This is a genomic window from Enterobacter sp. SA197 (genome assembly GCF_054131575.1).
Genome location: NZ_CP096393.1, coordinates 1,350,698 through 1,365,932, shown reverse-complemented (window position 1 = coordinate 1,365,932; position 15,235 = coordinate 1,350,698). Strand labels below are relative to the sequence as shown.

Here is a 15,235-nt window from a genome sequence, read left to right as displayed (position 1 = left end):
TCCTCGACGGGTGTTAAAGATAGAGCCACATGCGGTCGCGCAGATTTTTCAGAAGCAACCAAATCCATTTTTGGGGAATTTTCTACGCCCCCGGTAATAAAAGCACTAATGCCACCAGGGAACGCAGAATGCAATTAACATTATCACGCACTGTCGTTAAACGCGCTTAAAGCTCGTCTGGATTATTACAATTAAGACGATGGCAGCCATCGCGCTGCTGTCGATTGCTCATCATAATTTAGCCCGGCAGGAAGGGTAATTAATTCAATAAGAACACCGAAAGTCGTTATCCCAAACCATGTTTGATTGCCCTTTCCCTCTTCCTGAGCAAAACAGTCCGACGGCCCCTCAAACATTTTTGCACCATTCTCACGCATTCTTTCACCCGCCAGAAGGATATCATCAACATATATTGAAAAATGGTTAATTCCCGGTGTTGCAGGGTTAGCCTGATGATCCTGCGCTGAAGGTGATGTCTGAAAGAGTTCAATATTACAGCCGTTGGCAAGGCGTAACATAGATAAACCCGTTACATTCATTTCGACCGGGAAACCATTCAAAGGATACATATTGTCACCCGTAATCTCTTTACCGGGGAAGTCTGGTGGAACAAGGCGATAAAGCACTACCGCATTAAATGCATTAACAAAAAAATTCTCTGCTTGCTTAAGATCACTAACGGTAATACCAATATGTTCAATACCACGTACTATCATTTTTCCTCCCTAATTTTTAAAGCGATTTTATAAATCTTAAAATAATCCTGGCATAATTTTGACGTTTGTCACGCCGAGGCCATTTGGACTGATAGTTTTCAGGCAAGGCTAATGAGATATTTTCGCCGGATGGTGCTGAAAGCCGTACAGAATAGAGCGCCATTATCAGCATAAAAATTATACGATTCTTTTATAGGCTGCATGATGGCATCCTCTGATAACCCAGTGATAGCTTTCAGGCGTTCGCTGATGCAGCCTAAGGCTGTCAGCTTATATTTCTTCACCTGAAGGAGATAAATTTAAATCGCCTATTTCCCTGCCTTCCCGCCTTTTATTCAGGGTCCTGCACCGATTAACATTGACCGTTTCTTAAGGCTACGTTTGGCTAAAGCGCTCAAAAAATCTGTTGTGAGTGTGTTTCTCCAGCGCATGGTGCTACTCCCTCTTCACCCGCAACCCACAGGCTGCACCTTTATTTCTCTTCAGGTTTTCGCAAAGGGTGAAACGGCCTTAAGTTAACCTCTGGCTTTGGCCTTTCTGGCTCCTGTAACCGGTGGACGCAGTAAACCTCAGCCATCCGCGCTTCGGTCATGCCAAAAAATTCTGTCTTATGCCGTAAGTGCATAAAGAAAGACGAATTTGGACTTTAAGAAAAATCGGAAGCAGCCTACTTTAGCGATACAAAATACACATACTTTCTTAACGTTACAGGGATCTCATATGACCAAAAAACTGCTGTCCTTCGTCATCATGACGCTGCTCTCTGCCACCAGCTATGCCGCAACGCCGCCGGATACGCTGGTCGTGGCGCAAGGCCTGGACGATATCGTCAGTCTGGATCCGGCAGAGGCCAATGAGCTCTCCAGTATTCAGACCGTACCGAGCCTGTATGAGCGCCTGGTGCAGCCGGATCGTGAGAACCCTGAAAAGATTAACCCGGTGCTGGCCGAGAGCTGGCAGGCTGATGCCGCCGCGAAAACGCTGACTATCAAACTCAAAAGCGATGCCAGATTTGCCTCCGGCAACCCGCTGCGCGCCGATGATGTGATTTTCTCCTACACCCGTGCGGTGACGATGAACAAATCACCGGCATTTATCCTCAACGTCCTGGGATGGGAAGCCAGTAACATCGCCAGCCAGTTGAAGAAAGTGGATGAGCATACCGTGCAGCTTCACTGGACGGCAGACGTCAGCCCTGCGGTGGCCCTCAACATTCTTTCTACCCCGATTGCCTCAATCGTGGATGAGAAACTGGTCAGCGCCAATGTGAAAGCGAACGACTTCGGCAACGCCTGGCTTAAGCTGCATTCCGCAGGCAGTGGCGCGTTTAAAATGCGCGTGTACCAGCCACATCAGGCCATTGTGCTTGACGCGAACCCGACCTCTCCGGGCGGTGCACCGAAAGTGAAGAACATTATTATTAAGAACGTGCCGGACCCTGCCTCGCGTCGTCTGCTGATTGAACAGGGTGATGCGGATATCGCCCGTGACCTGGGGGCGGATCAGATTAGCGCCCTGACGGGTAAAAAAGGCATTGAAGTGCTGAGTATTCCCTCTGCTGAACAGAACTATCTGGTGTTTAACGCCGGTAACAATGCCAATCCGCTACTCAGTAACCCGGCGTTCTGGGAAGCCTCGCGCTGGCTGGTGGATTACGAGGGCATTACCAAAAACCTTCTGAAAGGTCAGTACTTTGTACACCAGAGCTTCCTGCCGGTGGGGCTGCCGGGTGCGCTGGAAGACAATCCGTTCAAATTTGATCCAGCCAAAGCGAAAGAGATTCTGGCTAAAGCGGGAATTAAAGATGCTCACTTCACGCTGGACGTTGAGAACAAGCCTCCGTTCATTACTATTGCCCAGTCCATGCAGGCGAGCTTTGCTCAGGGCGGCGTAAAAGTGGATCTGCTGCCGGCTGCCGGTAGCCAGGTTTATGCCCGCGTTCGCGCCAAACAGCACCAGGCCGCGATTCGTCTGTGGATCCCGGACTATTTTGACGCGCACTCCAACGCCAGCGCATTTGCCTATAACGATGGCAAATCCAGCACCGTTGCCGGACTGAACGGCTGGCAGATCCCGGAACTGAGTAAAGCCACGCTGGCCGCCGTCGCCGAGCCGGATGCGGCGAAGCGCTTGAGTCTTTACAAAGACATGCAGCAGGAACTGCAGCACAATTCACCGTACGTGTTTGTGGATCAGGGTAAAACCCAGATCGTGGTACGAGACAACGTGAAGGGCTACCAGCAGGGTCTGAATGCGGATATGGTGTGGTATGACCGCGTAACGAAGTAATGCTTATTATGCCCCTCAGCCTGCCCCTCTCCCCCACGCGAGAGGGGGCAGTACAAAGCACGTTGTACCTGTTTACCCGCTTAAGACAAAGGTGCGGGATGAGGGGCAGTTTTCCAGACAGCTGCTATCAATGAGTTATTCATGTCCGCTATTTCACCCAGCGTGATCCGCGTCGTACAGGCGCTGCTCACTCTCGCCCTGACCCTTTTTGGCCTGTTGCTGGTCACTTTTTCGCTGTCCGCTTTCTCTCCCGTTGACCGGGTGCTGCAGATAGTCGGCGATCACGCCAGCCAGTCCACCTACGACCAGGTTCGCCACCAGCTTGGGCTCGATCAGCCCCTGCCCGTGCAGTTCTGGCACTATCTGCTCGCTCTTTTCCACGGTGATTTAGGCACCGCCAGCGCCACCGGGCAGCCGGTATTACAGGATTTACTCTCTGCCTTTCCGGCCACCCTTGAGCTGGCGACCCTGGCGCTTATTGTGGGCACAGTGTTCGGCGTGGTTGCCGGCGTATTATGTGCACGTTTTGCCGGTTCACCCTGGGATCTGGCGGTGCGTACCTTTACGCTGCTGGGTAATTCTGTCCCTATTTTCTGGCTTGGCCTGCTGATGCTGGCGCTGTTTTATGCCCGTTTGCAGTGGAGTGCAGGACCGGGCCGTCTGGATGATATTTATCAGTACACGGTGACGCCGCAAACCGGCTTTGCGTTAATCGATACCTGGCTTTCCGGCGATCCTGCCGCCTTCAAAAATGCTATCAGTCATCTGATCCTGCCAGTGCTGCTGCTGGCCTATTACTCTCTTGCCAGCATCACGCGCCTTACCCGCTCGGCATGCCTGGGGGAGATGAATAAAGAGTACATTCTGCTGGCCCGCGCTAAAGGTGCCGGGGAGATGACCATTCTGCTGCGCCATGTGCTGCCGAATATTCGCGGCACCTTGCTGACGGTGGTGGCGCTGGCCTACACCGGGATGCTCGAAGGGGCAGTGTTGACGGAGACCGTCTTCTCCTGGCCTGGCATTGGCCGCTACCTCACGACCGCCCTCTTTGCCGGAGACACAACCGCGATTATGGGCGGTACGCTGGTGATTGGCGTGTGCTTTGTGTTGATCAATAACCTGACCGACCTGCTGGTACGGTTAACCGACCCGAGGGTGCACTGATGCCGACGTCTCTCTTTTTGCGCCGTCTGCGCCGCTCCCCTGCCGCCGTGACAGGGTTGCTGATTGTCATGCTGTTTTTGCTGCTGGCGCTTTTTGCTCCGTGGCTGGCACCACTTGATCCGAACTGGCAGGATGCCGCCTCGCGCCTGCAGGCCCCGAATGCCGAACACTGGCTCGGGACAGACAGCTACGGGCGGGACCTGCTTTCCCGACTGATTTATGGCACCCGCCCGGCGCTGGGTCTGGTGGCGCTGGTCACGGTCATTACGCTTCCCGCAGGGTTACTGATGGGTATTTTGTCCGGTTATTACGGCGGCTGGCTGGAGCGTATATTAATGCGCTTTACCGATGTGGTGATGTCGATGCCGCGCCTGATTCTGGCGTTTGCTTTTGTGGCGATGCTCGGACCGGGACTGGTGAATGGTGCGCTGGCGTTGGCTCTCACCACCTGGCCTGCCTATGCACGCCAGGCACGCAGTGAGATCCAGCGCCTGCGGCACAGTGATTATCTGGCGGCAGCGGAAATGATGGGTATCCGGGGAATCCGACTGTTAACAGGACACATTCTGCCGCTCTGCTTACCCTCTGCTATCGTGCGCCTGGCGCTCGACCTGGCGGGCATTATTCTCGCCGCCGCCGGCCTGGGTTTCCTGGGGCTCGGTGCCCGCCCGCCAATGGCGGAATGGGGGGCGATGATAGCTGATGGCATGCAGGTCATCTTTGACCAGTGGTGGATTGCCGCAGCCCCCGGCGCCCTTATCCTTATCGCAAGCCTTGCCTTTAACCTGCTGGGCGATGGCCTGCGGGACGTACTGGAGCCACACCATGACTGAGACACGCGTTCAGGTATCGGGGCTGAACATAGATTATCCCGGTGCCAGGGTGGTAAAAAACCTGAGCTTAACCCTGGGTAACGAGCGTCTGGCGCTGGTGGGCGAATCCGGTTCCGGGAAATCCATGACCGCCCGCGCCCTGATGGGGCTGGTGCGCCAGCCTGGAAAAGTCAGTGCAACAGAACTTAATGTGCTGGGTAAGGATCTGCGCACCCTGTCTGCGAAAGGCTGGCGCAGTCTGCGCGGCAATGGGGTGGCAATGGTGTTGCAGGATCCCCGCTACGCGCTCAACCCGGTCAAATCCGTCCTGTCGCAGCTGGATGAAGCCCTGACGTTGCATCAGCGGCTCAACCGCGCGCAACGGCTGGAGAAAATTCATGCGGTTTTGCAGGCGGTGGAACTGCCTGCTGACGTACTGCAACGCTACCCCGGTCAGCTCTCCGGCGGCATGGGCCAGCGCGTGATGATTGCCATCGCGCTGATTAACGATCCTAAAGTGCTGATTGCCGATGAACCCACTTCTGCGCTGGACGCCAGGCTGCGTAACCAGATCCTGGAACTGCTGGTCGCCCAGTGCGAACAGCGGCAAATGGCGATGTTGCTGATAAGCCACGACCTGCCGCTGGTGGCGGAGCACTGTCACCGCGTGATGGTAATGTACCAGGGCGAGTGTGTGGATGCGATGGCGGCCTCTGATTTGCCTCATGCCACCCACCCTTATACCCGTACCCTCTGGACCTGCCGCCCTGATGCGCGCACCTTTGGTCAGATGCTACCTACCCTCGATCGCGCTTTGTCCTTTAGTGAGGTTAATCATGGCAGTCGTTGATATTCGCGGCCTGAAGGTGAGCTTCGGTGAAAAAACCGTGGTTTCGGACGCCAGTTTTGCCGTCGAAAAAGGGGAAACCTTTAGTCTTATCGGCGCCTCCGGCTGCGGTAAATCCACTCTGCTGCGGGTGCTGGCAGGCTTACAGCGGGAGTGGCAGGGTGAGGTGTCGCTGTTTGGTCGCCCGATAAAAGCGCAAACCCGTTTTCAGGGAAACCTGCGGCGCAATGTGCAGATGGTATTTCAGGATCCCTATGCGTCTTTGCACCCCAATCACACCCTCTATCGCACCCTTGCTGAACCATTAAAAATTCATGGTGAGCAGGCGATTGAGCAAAAGGTAACAACGGCGCTGGAACAGGTCGGGCTACCGGCAGATGCGGCGCGGCGTTTCCCACATCAGCTCTCCGGTGGTCAGCGCCAGCGTGTCGCCATTGCCCGTGCGCTGTTGCTGCATCCGCAGATCCTGCTGCTCGACGAACCAACCTCGGCGCTGGATATGTCGGTGCAGGCGGAAATCCTTAATCTGCTCAACCGCCTGAAGGCCACGCACGGAATGAGCTATCTGTTGGTGAGCCACGATGCCGATGTGATTGCCCATATGTCCGATCGCGCAGCGTTTATGGCAAATGGCCGCATTGAACGCTTTTTTGACCGGGCAGCCATGACGCGTGGTGAGCACCGGATGGGGTAAGTGCTGGCGCGCGAGAAGGTTGTTAGCGCCAAAGGACGTCTGATACCACATCGCCCTCCCCCGCACTTTGCAGGGCAAGGGCGATAAAAGGTGCAGGCGAAATTAGAATTGAGGTTTGGTCGCTTTTTGCTGCGCCATATATTCAGTGGCAGCGTTTTGCCAGGCAGGATCAAATAATCTCAACGAGGTACTGCCAACCGTCAGTTGAGCGGTATTGGTTTCACAACCCATACCTGACGTAGGCAACGGTTTTTCACACCATACCGGATTCATTCCACCACTTGAAATTGGGCCATATTTTGCGATGGCGGCCTCTTTCATCGCCTTCTCATTTTCTTTAGTCCAGGGGATCTCATAGGTAATGAGGTAAGCGGCCATGGGGTTAGCTTTGTTGTAGGGGATACGCGGTTGAAAATTCACCTGCATTCTTGTGCCATTATTTTCATACACAAGGTGCTGAATCTGCGGGCTACCTGTAATAATGGTAGCGTACTGATTTTTCATGGACTCAGAGGCTCTGATTTTATCTGCTGAGACACCGAAATTTTTTTGCATTGCCGCGCGAGCTTCTTCAACACTCATTCCGGTCTTTACGCCAGCGACATCGAAAGATTTGACGTCAACAGAACGAACGGGCGGCGCAGAATAGGCGGGAGCAACAAGCCAGGGCAGAGCGATTAAAAGAGCGGGTGACAAAGCAAATAAATTCTTTTTCATCTTCTTTCCTTTGAGATTGATTTCATCGTTCATCTTTATCATTAAAAGTGTGGAAACCCTTCCACAACTTGAAATAATGTTAAATAAGTTAACATATATAATTGAATGTATAAAGACGTGGGCTGGAAGCTCAATTCTGTTAACGCTTACCCACCAGCCGTAGCGCTGATATGCCCCGGTTTTAGCGACGCTTCTCGCTCTCTTGTTGTGACCTGAGCTTCACTAATACCTGATGAAATTCACCGACTGTAAGATCCCGGGTCGTCGGATGCGGGATGCCGCGTACCCATTCAAAAAAATAGCTAATGCCGAGCAGATCCAGACCCTCACTAGTAAAGAGGTACTCATTTTCTTTCATTGAAAAAAGCGTCCTTAAATTATGCTCATCCGTCTCAAAACAGACGCCAAAAAATTTCTCTGCCTCCTGTAAAAGCTCCACACCATCATCACCGCAAATATGGAGATCTTTCTCAATATACGCATTTGCATCAATAGGTTGTTTTCGCAGCCCTGCATACTCACGGATAAAGCTGATAACCTCTGGAAGCGTTGGACTCATCGCTATGTCTCGCCATTAAAGAGAGGTTGAGCATAGCCACAAGCCTGGACAGGATCCAGTCAGCGAATAGCATCAGAGCTACCCTGACCCGCTTCCACGCCAGGCTCTACACGCGGGACGCCACCGCCAGTTAAGGTATGCCCCTTACTCCACCAGAGCGCTAAACTGCCCCAGCACCCGGTCAAAAATAGCCAACCCTTTTTGTACTTCGGCGGCGTTCATGGTGCAGGGCGGTACCACATGAATGCGGTTTTCCACCACGAAAGGCAGCAGACCTGCGTTGATGAGTGCGTTTTTTATCGCCCCCATGTCAGCGGCGGCAACCGGGGTTTTGTTGCCCCGGTGCGTCACCAGCTCAAGCGCCTGGAACATACCGCGTCCACGCACTTCACCAATGACAGGATGTCTGGCGGCCAGCGCTTCCAGCCCGGAACGCAACACGCCATTACCTATGGTTGCCGCGTTCTCCACCACGTTTTCCTCTTTCATTGCATCCAGGGTAGCAACAATCGCCGACATCGCCAGGGGGTGACCGGAATAGGTCAGGCCGCCCGCAAAGAAGTGGTCGTCAAACCAGTGGGCGATTTTTTCTGAGATGATCACCCCACCTGCGGGAACATATCCGGAATTCACGCCCTTAGCAAAGGTGATGAGGTCCGGCACAATGCCATCCTGCTCGAAGGCGAACCAGCTTCCGGTACGCCCAAAACCGGCCATTACTTCATCAAGAATAAGCAGGATGCCAAACTCATCGGCCAGCGCTCGTACCCCCTGCATATAGCCTGCCGGCGGCACCAGGATCCCGGCAGTACCCGGCACCGACTCCAGCAAAATGGCGGCCACGGCGTTCGGTCCTTCGCACTCAATCATCCGGCGCAGATGTGCCAGCGCACGCTGACACTCCTCTTCTTCAGTAGTGGCATTAAATTCGCTGCGGTAGAGATAGGGGTTAAAGAAGTGCACATGCCCTCGGGCATATTCGTTCGGAATGCGGCGTGCGTCGCCGGTCGCCACAATGGCGCTACCGGTGTTGCCGTGGTAGGAGCGGTAGGCCGAAAAAATCTTGTCACGCCCGGTATAGATGCGCGCCATACGCATGGCGTTTTCGTTGGCATCCGCGCCTGCGTTTGTGAAGAACACTTTGCTAAAGCCCGCCGGAGCCAGGTCGACAATGCGTTTTGCCGCTTCGCCGCGCGCCAGATTTGCCGTTGCCGGTGCAATCGTGGTCAGTGCTTCCAGTTGCGCTTTCATGGCGGCCAGCACGCGCGGATGCTGGTAGCCGATATTCACATTGACCAGCTGGCTACTGAAATCCAGATAGATGTTGCCCTCATAATCCCAGAGCTCACAGCCTTGTGCCCCGGCAATCACCAGGGGATTGAGGTTGCCCTGCATGGACCACGAATGGAAAACGTATGCGCGGTCCAGTTGACGTACCTCATCATTGGTTATCGCCATTTCTCGCTGAAGTGCCAGTTTCATGCCTTGCTCCTCTCATACCGTTGTGGAAGATTCATCATGCGGCGCACCCTTCTCAGGCGGGTAGAGCCAGTCTGGTTAGTGGCTTGTGACACGGGTGTCACATCCCCGCTGACTAACTGGCTCTGTATGCCCCTCACGCGCGTTTTTATAGTGAGAACGAAACCCGAACAGGAGCTTGCAATGACGAAGGTAAACAAAGTGGTCTTTATTACTGGCGCAACATCCGGGTTCGGCGCAGCTGCCGCCCATGTGTTTGCTGACGCGGGATGGTCTTTGGTGCTGAGTGGGCGTCGCCTGTCGCGCCTGGAAGCGCTACGAGAGTCGCTTCAGGGGCGCGTGCCCGTTCATATCATCGAACTTGATGTGCGCGATAACGCTGCCGTAAAGCAGGCCGTTGCCGCCCTGCCCGCGGAATTTGCTGACATCACCACGCTGATTAACAATGCCGGGTTAGCGCTGGCACCGCAGCCTGCACAACAGGTCGCGCTGGAAGACTGGCAGACGATGATTGACACCAACGTGACGGGGCTTGTGAATGTGACACATGCCCTGCTGCCGACGCTCATCCGACACGGTGCTGGTGCCAGCATCATTAATATCGGCTCCATTGCCGGGCAGTGGCCCTATCCGGGCAGCCACGTCTACGGCGCAACCAAAGCCTTTGTGAAGCAGTTCAGCTACAACCTGCGTTGTGATTTGTTAGGCACGGGCGTGCGCGTGACGGATCTGGCGCCAGGGATTGCGGAGACAGAATTCACGCTGGTACGTACCAAAGGAGACCAGACGGCATCCGATAATTTGTACCGTGGCACCACGCCCCTGACCGCGCAGGATATCGCCGGGCAGATGTTTTATATCGCCACGCTGCCGGACCATATGAATATCAACCGTGTGGAGGTAATGCCGGTGCGTCAGGCCTGGCAGCCGTTTGCGATTGACAGGGATTGATGTTTTCCCCTCACCCTGGCCCTCTCCCCAAAGGGGCGAGGGAACCGTTCGAGCGGTTTGCAGACTTAGCACCCACCTTCAGAAAGCAAGCTGGACCAGTCTTTCTCCCTCTCCCCTGGGGGCGAGGAGACCGTTCGAGCGGTTTTTCACTATTTTTACCCCTCACAATTTACAGCGATAACACGGCGTCATGAGAATAAAACCGTCACCGCGATGACCAGGTCCGGCTGAAAATCGGCGACGCGTATCCGTAAGGCCGGGGCGCCGCGCAGGGATGCGCGGCGAGGGCGGCTTTACAGGGAGGTTTCCTCCGCCCGCCCCCGGTAAGCCTGAAGGATTAAGCGTCGTGGACCGCGAAGCGGCGATTTTCTTAGCCGGGAGCCCGGGTCGCCAGGGTGGTGGCGGTGAACCACCCTGGCACGTTCACGGGTTCTGGCGTGACAGAGAAGCAAGGAACATAAGGTGAACGGAACGACCCTCAGAGCCGCATGTTCCCCTCACCCTGCCCCTCTCCCCAAAGGGGCGAGGAGCCGTTCGAGTGGTTTGCAGACTTAGCACCTGCCTTCAAAAAGCAAGCTGGACCAGTCTTTCTCCCTCTCCCCAAAGGGGCGAGGAGACCGTTCGAGCGGTTTTTCACTATTTTTACCCCTCACAATTTACAGCGATAACACGGCGTCATGAGAATAAAACCGTCACCGCGATGACCAGGTCCGGCTGAAAATCGGCGACGCGTATCCGCAAGGCCGGGGCGCCGTGCAGGGATGCGCGGCGAGGGCGGCTTTACAGGGAGGTTTCCTCCGCCCGCCCCCGATAAGCCTGAAGGATGAAGCGTCGTGAACCGCGCAGCGGCGATTTTCTTAGCCGGGAGCCCGGGTCGCCAGGGTGGTGGCGGTGAACCACCCTGGCACGTTCACGGGTTCTGGAGCGACAGAGAAACAAGGAACATAAGGTGAACGGAATGACCCTCAGAGCCGCATGTTCCCCTCACCCTGCCCCTCTCCCCAAAGGGGCGAGGGAACCGTTCGAGCGGTTTGCAGACTTAGCACCTGCCTTCAAAAAGCAAGCTGGACCAGTCTTTCTCCCTCTCCCCTGGGGGCGAGGGAACCGTTCGAGTGGTTTGCAGACTTAGCACCCACCTTCAAAAAATCAGCTGGGCTAGCCTTTCTCCCTCTCCCTAAAGGGGCGAGGAGCCATTCGAGTGGTTTTTCACTGTTTTTACCCCTCACAATTTACAGCGATAACACGGCGTCATGAGAATAAAACCGTCACCGCGATGACCAGGTCCGGCTGAAAATCGACGACGCGTATCCGCAAGGCCGGGGCGCCGCGCAGGGATGCGCGGCGAGGGCGGCTTTACAGGGAGGTTTCCTCCGCCCGCCCCCGATAAGCCTGAAGGATTAAGCGTCGTGAACCGCGCAGCGGCGATTTTCTTAGCCGGGAGCCCGGGTCGCCAGGGTGGTGGCGGCGAACCACCCTGGCACGTTCACGGGTTCTGGCGTGAAAGAGAAGCAAGGAACATAAGGTGAACGGAATGACCCTCAGCGCCGCATGTTCCCCTCACCCTGACCCTCTCCCCAAAGGGGCGAGGGAACCGTTCGAGTGGTTTGCAGACTTAGCATCCACCTTCAAAAAATCAGCTGGGCTAGCCTTTCTCCCTCTCCCTAAAGGGGCGAGGAGCCATTCGAGTGGTTTTTCACTGTTTTTACCCCTCACAATTTACAGCGATAACACGGCGTCATGAGAATAAAACCGTCACCGCGATGACCAGGTCCGGCTGAAAATCGACGACGCGTATCCGCAAGGCCGGGGCGCCGCGCAGGGATGCGCGGCGAGGGCGGCTTTACAGGGAGGTTTCCTCCGCCCGCCCCCGATAAGCCTGAAGGATTAAGCGTCGTGAACCGCGAAGCGGCGATTTTCTTAGCCGGGAGCCCGGGTCGCCAGGGTGGTGGCGGCGAACCACCCTGGCACGTTCACGGGTTCTGGAGCGACAGAGAAGCAAGGAACATAAGGTGAACGGAATGACCCTCAGAGCCGCATGTTCCCCTCACCCTGCCCCTCTCCCCAAAGGGGCGAGGGAACCGTTCGAGTGGTTTGCAGACTTAGCACTCACCTTCAAAAAGTAAGCTGAACCAGTCTTTCTCCCTCTCCCCTGGGGGCGAGGAGACCGTTCGAGCGGTTTGCAGACTTAGCACCCACCTTCAAAAAATCAGCTGGGCTAGCCTTTCTCCCTCTCCCTAAAGGGGCGAGGAGCCATTCGAGTGGTTTTTCACTGTTTTTACCCCTCACAATTTACAGCGATAACACGGCGTCATGAGAATAAAACCGTCACCGCGATGACCAGGTCCGGCTGAAAATCGACGACGCGTATCCGCAAGGCCGGGGCGCCGCGCAGGGATGCGCGGCGAGGGCGGCTTTACAGGGAGGTTTCCTCCGCCCGTCCCCGATAAGCCTGAAGGATTAAGCGTCGTGAACCGCGAAGCGGCGATTTTCCTGGCCGGGAGCCCGGGTCGCCAGGGTGGTGGCGGTGAACCACCCTGGCACGTTCACGGGTTCTGGCGTGAAAGAGAAGCAAGGAACATAAGGTGAACGGAATGACCCTCAGCGCCGCATGTTCCCCTCACCCTGACCCTCTCCCCAAAGGGGCGAGGGAACCGTTCGAGCGGTTTGCAGACTTAGCACCCACCTTTAAAAAATCAGCTGAGCTAGCCTTTCTCCCTCTCCCCAAAGGGGCGAGGAGCCGTTCGAGTGGTTTGCAGACTTAGCACCCACCTTCAAAAAGCAAGCTTGCCCAACCTTTCTCCCTCTCCCCAAAGGGGCGAGGGAACCGTTCGAGCGGTTTGCAGACTTAGCACCCACCCTCAAAAGCAAGCTTGCCCAGCCTTTCTCCCTCTCCCTTTCAGGGAGAGGGCCGGGGTGAGGGTATTAACGGCTCGACTGCAAAAACTTCCTTACCCTGTCCGAATCGGGATGGGTGAAAAATTTCTCCGGCGGTGCTTTTTCAATCAGCAACCCCTTTTCTAAAAACACCACTTCATCTGACACCTGGCGGGCAAAGTCCATCTCATGGGTCACCACCACCATCGTGTAGCCCTCGGCGGCGAGGTTTTTCATCACCCCAAGCACTTCGCTCACCAGCTCAGGATCCAGCGCGGAGGTCGGTTCATCAAACAAAATGACTTCAGGGGACATGGCAAGGGATCGGGCAATCGCCACACGCTGCTTCTGCCCGCCGGAGAGCGTGATCGGATAAGCATCCGATTTATGGCCCATACCGACCTTTTCTAACTGGGCACGGGCAATCTCCTCTGCCGCGTCACGCCTCATCCCTTTCACATGCACCAGGGCTTCGCTGACGTTTTGCAGCACGGTAAGATGCGGCCACAGATTGAAACTCTGGAATACCATACCTATGCGTTCGCGTACTTTTGAGAGATCTTTGTGCGACATCGCTTTACCGGTGCTGGCGTCCACCCCGATGCGCTGCCCGCTGATGTGGACTTCCCCACGATCGGGCTGTTCCAGCCAGTTCATACAGCGCAGCAGCGTCGACTTCCCCGAACCGGATGACCCCAGAATGCTGACCACCGTGCCCTTTTCCACCGTCAGGTTGATGTCGCGCAGCACCTCAACGTTATCAAACTGTTTGGACAGGTTTTTAATGCTCACCGCACTTGATTCAGGCATGGGTCATTCCTCTTTTTGCGCCATACTGGCTAAGACGTTTAATCATCAGTTCAAGCAAGATGCTGATCCCCCAGTACAGCGCAATCGCCACAATGAACGCATTGAAGGGAATAAAATAGGTGGACTGTACGCCGTTTGCCGCTGCGGTTATCTCCTGAACCGTAATAATGCACAGGAAGGCGGTATCCTTCAGACAAATAATGAGTTGATTTCCCATCAGGGGCAGTGCCGAGGAGAAAATATTGGGCAGCACGATACGTTTAAATATTTTGTAGCGTGAGAACCCCTGCGAAACGGCGGCTTCGGTATACCCCTTAGAAAATAGCCTTCGCTGGCTACGTAATATTTCAAAGAAGTAAGCACCGTGATAAATAATTAATGCCACCAGCCCCGCCGTCCATGCCTCCATACTGATACCTATTTCCGGTAGCCCGTAATAAAGCAGATAGGCCAGAATAAGAAAAGGCGTTGCCCGCATCAGGCTGACGAAAGCCATAATCACGCTGTCAAGAAACCGGTGCTGATATTCCATGACGTAACATAAGAGAATACCGATCAGCAGGCCAATAACTGCCGCAATAATAAACAGCTCGAGTGTTGTCAGCAGGCCGTTAAAGAAACTTTCACGTGCTGACCAGATAATGCCCCATTGATTCATATATCCTCCCGCTTTACCGCGCCAGACGCTTCGCTTTGCGTTCCGCCATGCTCTGGCATTTCAGCAGCAGACCGATAATAACCACATACAACAGCCCGGCCGCCAGAATCGGCGACAGTGGCTCATAGGTGACAGACGAAATGCGGTTGGTGACGCGCGTCAGATCCACCACGCCAATTACCGCGATGGCCGGGCTTCCTTTAATGAGGAACGACATTTCGTTGACCAGCGCTGGCAGACTTTCAATCCACATCTGCGGCAACATAATGTAGCGGAAATAGGTCCAGCGTCGCATGCCGACGGACTCTGCGGCTTCCCGTTGTTCACGGGGAAAATTGCGAAACGCATTGCGCCAGATTTCGGCATTAAAGGCCGAGGTGTTAAGCGTTAACGCCACGATGGCCGCCAACGTTTTGTCCATATTGATGCCGAGGGTCGGCAGCGACAAAAAGAGAAACAGCACCAGGGTGACCAGCGGCGTCGCCCGTGCCAGGCTAATGTAAACCACTAAAATCTGGTCGATAACGGGAATTTTCATCATGCGGATGAACGCGATCACAAGCCCGATAATCACCCCGGACGCAATCGCAATACCCGAGATCCAGAGGGTCGTCCATGCGCCTTCAATCAATAACTGCCAGGCCATTGCATCCATATGCCCTCCT

Annotated in this window: 13 protein-coding genes; 6 read left to right on the top strand and 7 right to left on the bottom strand. The window is 55.1% G+C overall.

Annotated elements, in window-relative coordinates; genetic code table 11:
- Positions 1-191 precede the first annotated feature (191 nt).
- A complete protein-coding gene (locus M1D91_RS06150; RefSeq protein WP_437433602.1) occupies positions 192-716 on the bottom strand; it encodes a VOC family protein in 525 nt (174 codons plus the stop codon).
- A 720-nt stretch (positions 717-1,436) separates the two neighbouring features.
- Here M1D91_RS06150 and M1D91_RS06145 point away from each other — a divergent pair.
- From M1D91_RS06145 to M1D91_RS06125, 5 genes are all read left to right on the top strand, one after another.
- The gene (locus M1D91_RS06145) at positions 1,437-3,005 is read left to right on the top strand and encodes an ABC transporter substrate-binding protein (RefSeq protein ID WP_437433601.1); all 1,569 of its coding nucleotides are present in this window, start codon (positions 1,437-1,439) and stop codon (positions 3,003-3,005) included.
- Between the two features lie 141 nt (positions 3,006-3,146).
- Positions 3,147-4,169, top strand: a complete 1,023-nt coding sequence (locus tag M1D91_RS06140) for an ABC transporter permease (protein ID WP_437433600.1) — start codon at positions 3,147-3,149, stop codon at positions 4,167-4,169.
- Entirely contained in the window at positions 4,169-5,002 is an 834-nt protein-coding gene (locus M1D91_RS06135) for an ABC transporter permease (RefSeq protein WP_437433599.1), read from the top strand. The genes M1D91_RS06140 and M1D91_RS06135 overlap by 1 nt, the downstream gene beginning before the upstream one ends.
- Positions 4,995-5,831, top strand: coding sequence for an ABC transporter ATP-binding protein (locus tag M1D91_RS06130; protein WP_437433598.1), 837 nt, complete (start codon positions 4,995-4,997; stop codon positions 5,829-5,831). Before M1D91_RS06135 ends, M1D91_RS06130 begins: the two co-directional genes overlap by 8 nt.
- Positions 5,818-6,522 (top strand): ABC transporter ATP-binding protein, encoded by a 705-nt coding sequence (locus tag M1D91_RS06125; protein ID WP_437433597.1) that lies wholly within the window; start codon positions 5,818-5,820, stop codon positions 6,520-6,522. The genes M1D91_RS06130 and M1D91_RS06125 overlap by 14 nt, the downstream gene beginning before the upstream one ends.
- Positions 6,523-6,624: 102 nt before the next feature.
- Here M1D91_RS06125 and M1D91_RS06120 read toward each other — a convergent pair whose 3' ends face one another.
- From M1D91_RS06120 to M1D91_RS06110, 3 genes are all read right to left on the bottom strand, one after another.
- Entirely contained in the window at positions 6,625-7,272 is a 648-nt protein-coding gene (locus M1D91_RS06120; RefSeq protein WP_437433596.1) for a hypothetical protein, read from the bottom strand.
- Between the two features lie 148 nt (positions 7,273-7,420).
- The gene (locus M1D91_RS06115; RefSeq protein ID WP_437433595.1) at positions 7,421-7,798 is read right to left on the bottom strand and encodes a hypothetical protein; all 378 of its coding nucleotides are present in this window, start codon (positions 7,796-7,798) and stop codon (positions 7,421-7,423) included.
- Positions 7,799-7,942: 144 nt separating this feature from the next.
- Positions 7,943-9,280: an aspartate aminotransferase family protein gene (locus M1D91_RS06110; RefSeq protein WP_437433594.1), complete on the bottom strand. Its 1,338-nt coding sequence runs from the start codon at positions 9,278-9,280 to the stop codon at positions 7,943-7,945.
- Between the two features lie 180 nt (positions 9,281-9,460).
- On the opposite strand from M1D91_RS06110, the gene M1D91_RS06105 reads away from it, so the two are divergent.
- The gene (locus M1D91_RS06105) at positions 9,461-10,228 is read left to right on the top strand and encodes an SDR family NAD(P)-dependent oxidoreductase (protein WP_437433593.1); all 768 of its coding nucleotides are present in this window, start codon (positions 9,461-9,463) and stop codon (positions 10,226-10,228) included.
- 2,922 nt (positions 10,229-13,150) lie between these two features.
- Here M1D91_RS06105 and M1D91_RS06100 read toward each other — a convergent pair.
- From M1D91_RS06100 to M1D91_RS06090, 3 genes are read right to left on the bottom strand one after another with little or no spacing between them, the layout of a single operon-like run.
- Positions 13,151-13,912, bottom strand: a complete 762-nt coding sequence (locus M1D91_RS06100; protein ID WP_437434231.1) for an amino acid ABC transporter ATP-binding protein — start codon at positions 13,910-13,912, stop codon at positions 13,151-13,153.
- Positions 13,905-14,570: an amino acid ABC transporter permease gene (locus tag M1D91_RS06095; RefSeq protein WP_437434230.1), complete on the bottom strand. Its 666-nt coding sequence runs from the start codon at positions 14,568-14,570 to the stop codon at positions 13,905-13,907. The genes M1D91_RS06100 and M1D91_RS06095 overlap by 8 nt, the downstream gene beginning before the upstream one ends.
- Before the next feature lie 13 nt (positions 14,571-14,583).
- Positions 14,584-15,225, bottom strand: a complete 642-nt coding sequence (locus M1D91_RS06090; RefSeq protein WP_437434229.1) for an amino acid ABC transporter permease — start codon at positions 15,223-15,225, stop codon at positions 14,584-14,586.
- Positions 15,226-15,235: the final 10 nt, after the last annotated feature.

Coding starts and splice junctions, on each gene's coding strand:
- M1D91_RS06140 (WP_437433600.1), top strand. CDS start 3,147: ATGTCCGCTATTTCACCCAGCGTGATCCGCGTCGTACAGGCGCTGCTC.
- M1D91_RS06095 (WP_437434230.1), bottom strand. CDS start 14,570: ATGAATCAATGGGGCATTATCTGGTCAGCACGTGAAAGTTTCTTTAAC.
- M1D91_RS06110 (WP_437433594.1), bottom strand. CDS start 9,280: ATGAAACTGGCACTTCAGCGAGAAATGGCGATAACCAATGATGAGGTA.
- M1D91_RS06125 (WP_437433597.1), top strand. CDS start 5,818: ATGGCAGTCGTTGATATTCGCGGCCTGAAGGTGAGCTTCGGTGAAAAA.
- M1D91_RS06120 (WP_437433596.1), bottom strand. CDS start 7,272: ATGAACGATGAAATCAATCTCAAAGGAAAGAAGATGAAAAAGAATTTA.
- M1D91_RS06105 (WP_437433593.1), top strand. CDS start 9,461: ATGACGAAGGTAAACAAAGTGGTCTTTATTACTGGCGCAACATCCGGG.
- M1D91_RS06100 (WP_437434231.1), bottom strand. CDS start 13,912: ATGCCTGAATCAAGTGCGGTGAGCATTAAAAACCTGTCCAAACAGTTT.
- M1D91_RS06130 (WP_437433598.1), top strand. CDS start 4,995: ATGACTGAGACACGCGTTCAGGTATCGGGGCTGAACATAGATTATCCC.
- M1D91_RS06090 (WP_437434229.1), bottom strand. CDS start 15,225: ATGGATGCAATGGCCTGGCAGTTATTGATTGAAGGCGCATGGACGACC.
- M1D91_RS06115 (WP_437433595.1), bottom strand. CDS start 7,798: ATGAGTCCAACGCTTCCAGAGGTTATCAGCTTTATCCGTGAGTATGCA.
- M1D91_RS06145 (WP_437433601.1), top strand. CDS start 1,437: ATGACCAAAAAACTGCTGTCCTTCGTCATCATGACGCTGCTCTCTGCC.
- M1D91_RS06150 (WP_437433602.1), bottom strand. CDS start 716: ATGATAGTACGTGGTATTGAACATATTGGTATTACCGTTAGTGATCTT.
- M1D91_RS06135 (WP_437433599.1), top strand. CDS start 4,169: ATGCCGACGTCTCTCTTTTTGCGCCGTCTGCGCCGCTCCCCTGCCGCC.